This window comes from Acidihalobacter sp. (assembly GCF_037381185.1).
Taxonomy (GTDB): domain Bacteria; phylum Pseudomonadota; class Gammaproteobacteria; order DSM-5130; family Acidihalobacteraceae; genus Acidihalobacter_A.
This window is the reverse complement of record NZ_JARRQY010000104.1, coordinates 1-4012: the sequence shown is the minus strand read 5'-3', so window position 1 is coordinate 4012 and position 4012 is coordinate 1. Positions and strand designations below refer to the sequence as shown.

The 4012-nt window shown below is 57.7% G+C and carries 3 protein-coding genes and 2 pseudogenes; 3 read left to right on the top strand and 2 right to left on the bottom strand.

The window, feature by feature from the left end; all coding sequences use genetic code 11:
• Nucleotides 1-418 precede the first annotated feature (418 nt).
• The gene (locus tag P8014_RS20250) at nucleotides 419-1141 is read left to right on the top strand and encodes an autoinducer binding domain-containing protein (RefSeq protein ID WP_337819142.1); all 723 of its coding nucleotides are present in this window, start codon (nucleotides 419-421) and stop codon (nucleotides 1139-1141) included.
• A 157-nt stretch (nucleotides 1142-1298) separates the two neighbouring features.
• Complete coding sequence (locus tag P8014_RS20245) at nucleotides 1299-1991, top strand: transposase (protein WP_337819141.1); 693 nt, start codon at nucleotides 1299-1301, stop codon at nucleotides 1989-1991.
• 227 nt (nucleotides 1992-2218) lie between these two features.
• Here P8014_RS20245 and P8014_RS20240 read toward each other — a convergent pair.
• Nucleotides 2219-2674, bottom strand: a pseudogene (locus P8014_RS20240) (IS3 family transposase); the annotation flags it as partial.
• Nucleotides 2675-2679: 5 nt separating this feature from the next.
• On the opposite strand from P8014_RS20240, the gene P8014_RS20235 reads away from it, so the two are divergent.
• On the top strand, nucleotides 2680-3273 hold the full coding sequence (locus tag P8014_RS20235) for an IS110 family transposase (RefSeq protein WP_337819140.1): 594 nt from the start codon (nucleotides 2680-2682) through the stop codon (nucleotides 3271-3273).
• 240 nt (nucleotides 3274-3513) lie between these two features.
• Here P8014_RS20235 and P8014_RS20230 read toward each other — a convergent pair.
• Nucleotides 3514-3740, bottom strand: a pseudogene (locus P8014_RS20230) (transposase); the annotation flags it as partial.
• Between the last annotated feature and the right edge of the window lie 272 nt (nucleotides 3741-4012).

The following is a 4012-nucleotide window of genomic DNA, read 5'->3' as shown; positions in this document are numbered from 1 at the left end:
CCCTGGGCTATATCCCGCCCGCAGAAGCTGAGGCAAACTACTACCGGCAACTCGGGCAGCCAATCCCCATTGCCGCTTAACTTAAACCCAACAGCCTCCGCGAAAACCGGGGCGGTTCATATCGATAGCGAGCAAGCTCGCAAAGTGCATCTGCGGTGGCGTTCCGTCGGTCCAGAATTTGATAAGAATTCCGCATGGTTGAAGCCCTCTCGAAACAAAAGGGCATCAACATCGACAAATCATCAACGCAACGTAACTGCTATTTGTCACAGGTTGGTCTGCAGATTAGCAAGCGATCAACCCGTGTTTAAACTGGACCTTGCCTCCTCGCTCAAGGATCCTGCTCTGACAAAAGTTTGCCTAGAGCACCGAGTGCTGGTAGTAAGACCAGAACCCATAAGGAAACCTGAGGTCTGAGATGCTTCAGATTGACACCGGAGAGGTTCTAGAGAAGGTTGTTGCGGTTCAGGTTGCCGAAGACCTTGTCTCCATCATTCACCGGTTCGTTATGGATATGGGGTTCGAACATTTTTCTTTTGGCGTCCGCTGGCCGATTCCGATCACCCAAAGATCTGTTGATATCCTGGACGCTTACCCTACCGGCTGGATGAATCACTACCTTAAGCAAGGTTACCTGGAGGTCGATCCTACGGTGAGGCGAGGGATCGTGGAGTCGGATCTGATTTATTGGGATGCGGATTTGTTCTCCTCTGCGAGGGCACTTTGGGACGACGCTCATGACTGTGGTTTGCGTCATGGCGTAGCGCAATCCGCATGGGGAAGAGGAGGCGCATTCGGCCTTTTGTCTGCTGCAAGAGAGAGACATTCTATCCGCCCAGATGAATACGACCGCCTCAGAGCGCCCTTCTCATGGGCGGCCAATACGTTTCACGCCAGATTGACCACGCTTCTCAGGCCCCCAGCAGGCGAATCCGAAGCGGTGGAACTGACCCCTCGCGAACGCGAGGTTGTCCTCTGGACTGCCGAAGGTAAAACGGCGTCTGAGATTGCGTCAATCATCGGGTGCACTAAGCGCACAGTTGAGTTCCACCTTAAAAACACGACGAACAAGCTTCACGCCTCGAACAAAACGCACGCAGTCGTGTACGCACTCGGCAAGGGACTTCTGATGCTACAGTAAGCCCGAAGCAGTAGTATCAATCAGAGTCTGTCTTGCCGGTTCGTGGGCGATTGATCCTGCGGCGCCGCTGTATTTCCCGGAGAGCGAACGCTACTTCCACTCCACGCAGGCGGAGTGGTTTGCACGCTTCCTGATCCGTTTCCCGACGGCGGCCTCAGTGCGTACGTTGTCCTTTGATGCGTTCGAGCGCGAGGCCTGGGACGTGGTTGGGCGCAAGGTCAACAAACGCGCGTGGATTCGGGAACTGTACGATACGGCGTGTACCAGCATTGGCTTGCCGATCGCTGGCGACGATGTGGCCATCGAGACGTTTCGGCTCCAACTGCGCCGTTATCAGCAACTGATCGAACAACGCGAGGCCCTGGCCGAGACCGCGCATCGCCTGCTACAGGGACGCCCCGATTACGAGTCGTTGCGATCCATTCCCGGTATAGGGCCTGTGCTCGCCCTCACTATCTTGGCCGAGGCAGGCGATCTGCGCCGTTTTTCCCATCACCGGCAGTTTCTCAAGTACTGCGGCCTGGACCTGGCCAAGTCGCAATCAGGCCAGTTCCGTGGCCAGGAGAAATTATCCAAGCGTGGCAATGCGCGACTGCGCTTTGCCTTCTGGTTCGCCGCAACCATCGCCGTGCGCATGCGCGAGAACAGTTTCCGGCAAAAGTACGAACGTTATATGCAACCCGACCCGCTCAACGCTGATCGCAAGCGCAAAGCGTTGACCGCGGTCGCGGCCAAGATGGCCCGGGTCGCTTACAGCCTGGTCAAACATCAGACCACGTACCGCTGTTACTTCGAAACGAGTTTGCCCCGTGGACCGACCTCTCTCTGTAGGGCCGTTGGGGCCGCTTAGGATCCCGTAGATAATGTTCGGGCTTTCCACGGGACCCCATGCTGTTTTAAGCACGGTCGAGGCCGCCTGGCGGACCTCGTGTTCACTATGGTCAGATCAGGGGATCTTTTCGATCGTGGAAGCCCATGGGCATCGTTCGATAACGACGGTTACAGCCCCTCAAGGACGTCCAGCACGGCCTAGACTGCTTTCGTCTGTACCTCGGCGCTTGACTCCACAGTTAGCACGTTGTCGGTGCGAATGACCGCAGGCTTGCCGCGCACGGCGCACACCTCATCCAGCAGCCGCACTAGGTGTTCACCGCCGATACTGTGCTCGGGGATTACGGCCACCGCTTCGTGCGTGGCATCGTCAACGATCGTCAGGCACTTGAGTACACGTCCTGAGGCGATGCGATCGAAGACAACGTCCATCGACCAGACCTCGTTGACCGCTCCGGGGCGGATCAGTGGCTGGCGTTCGGCGGGCGGGATCTTCTTGCGTCGCCGCCGACGTACCTGAAGCTTTTCCTGCGCATAGAGCCGCTCCACGCGCTTGTGATTGACCGACCAGCCGGCCTGGCGCAGCTTCAGGTAGATCATTCCGGCACCGTAGCGCTTGTGGCGCTGGGCCAGCGCCACGATCCGCTCACGCAGTTCGCCATTGGCGTCCGGGCGCGGGGTATAACGCAGCGCCGAGGCGCTCCTTTTTGCTCGAGAATGACATCCCAATTCGTACGGGCCGCGCCCATCTCCGCCACGAGCTTCCCTCAGTCCTGGAGGATGCCGAGAATCGCCTCTCCGACCGGCTACGTGGCTTACTCGCCAGACTGAGGGCCCATTGGGAAATGCTGGAAGCCCATATCAAGGACATCAGCACCGAACTCGAGGTCGTCGCAAAAACGCGCGACGATTGTCGCCGCCTATTGACGATCCCCGGCATCGGGCCGCTGGCCGCCACCGCTATCGTTTCCGCTGTAGGTAACGGATCTCAATTTTCTCGTGGACGACAGATGGCCGCTTGGCTAGGATTCGTGCCACGGCAGCACTCGACCGGCGGGGTACCCAAGCTTCTTGGTATCAGCAAACACGGCAATAACTATCTGCGACGACTGCTCATTCATGGAGCGCGCAGCGTCTACATGCATATGAATCGCGAGCGATTTGCCCTCGGACGATGGATCGACGAGCTGCAGATTCGAGCACACCGCAATGTTGTCGTGGTAGCGCTCGCCAACAAAATCGCACGCAGTTGCTGGGCAATACTCACCAGCGGGAGTGTTTACCGGGCAAACTCGGCTTGAGATGGCCGATTTTCTCACCATGTTCTGCAAGAGGACAGACTGATGGCGACAGGGTCGATCCCCGTGACTGAAGCCTGACCAAAAAAGCGGTTTCGCAGACCGTACCAACTAGCTAGGCCAGCCACGTGCGGATTTCCATCATGGCCACGGGCAACGCCCGATTAACAGGCCGGATACATTTGTGCAGAACCCAGCTCGCCTCGCCAGTCGGCCCTTGCGAACCCGGGGTGGACCATACATTTTTGACAGCACGTCCTTGGTGACTTCGTTTCCCAGCAGCGCCTCGGCCAGCAGCTTCTTCAGCCGCGCGTTCTCGGTCTCCAGGGCCTTGAGGTGCTTGGCGTCCGCGACCTCCATGCCGCTGTACTTGCTGCGCCAGTTGTAAAAGTGCCTGTCGAGATGCCCAACTCTCGGCATAAGTCGTCAACCTTGGCACCGGCTTCATGCCGCTTGATCGCCTTGATGATCTGTTCTTCGCTGTAGGCACTTCTTCATGTAGAGATTTCCTTCCCTCTAGGGTATCTGGAAATCTAATTCAACTCCTGGTGCTAATCTCGAGGGGAAGGTCAGACAGACTACTTGAAATAGAGAACTACTCGAGATCGCGTGATCGGTGCCACGCCCACCGCCGCCGCCTGGAGGCGCTGCTATCTGATCTAGGCCGTTCGTGCATCACCTCAGCCAACGGACAACCGTAGACTGGTTCACATCGAGTTCGTGTGCGATTTCGCGGGTGCTG

Excerpts from the sequence above, each read along its gene's own strand:
- P8014_RS20250 (WP_337819142.1), top strand. The coding sequence starts at position 419 with ATGCTTCAGATTGACACCGGAGAGGTTCTAGAGAAGGTTGTTGCGGTT.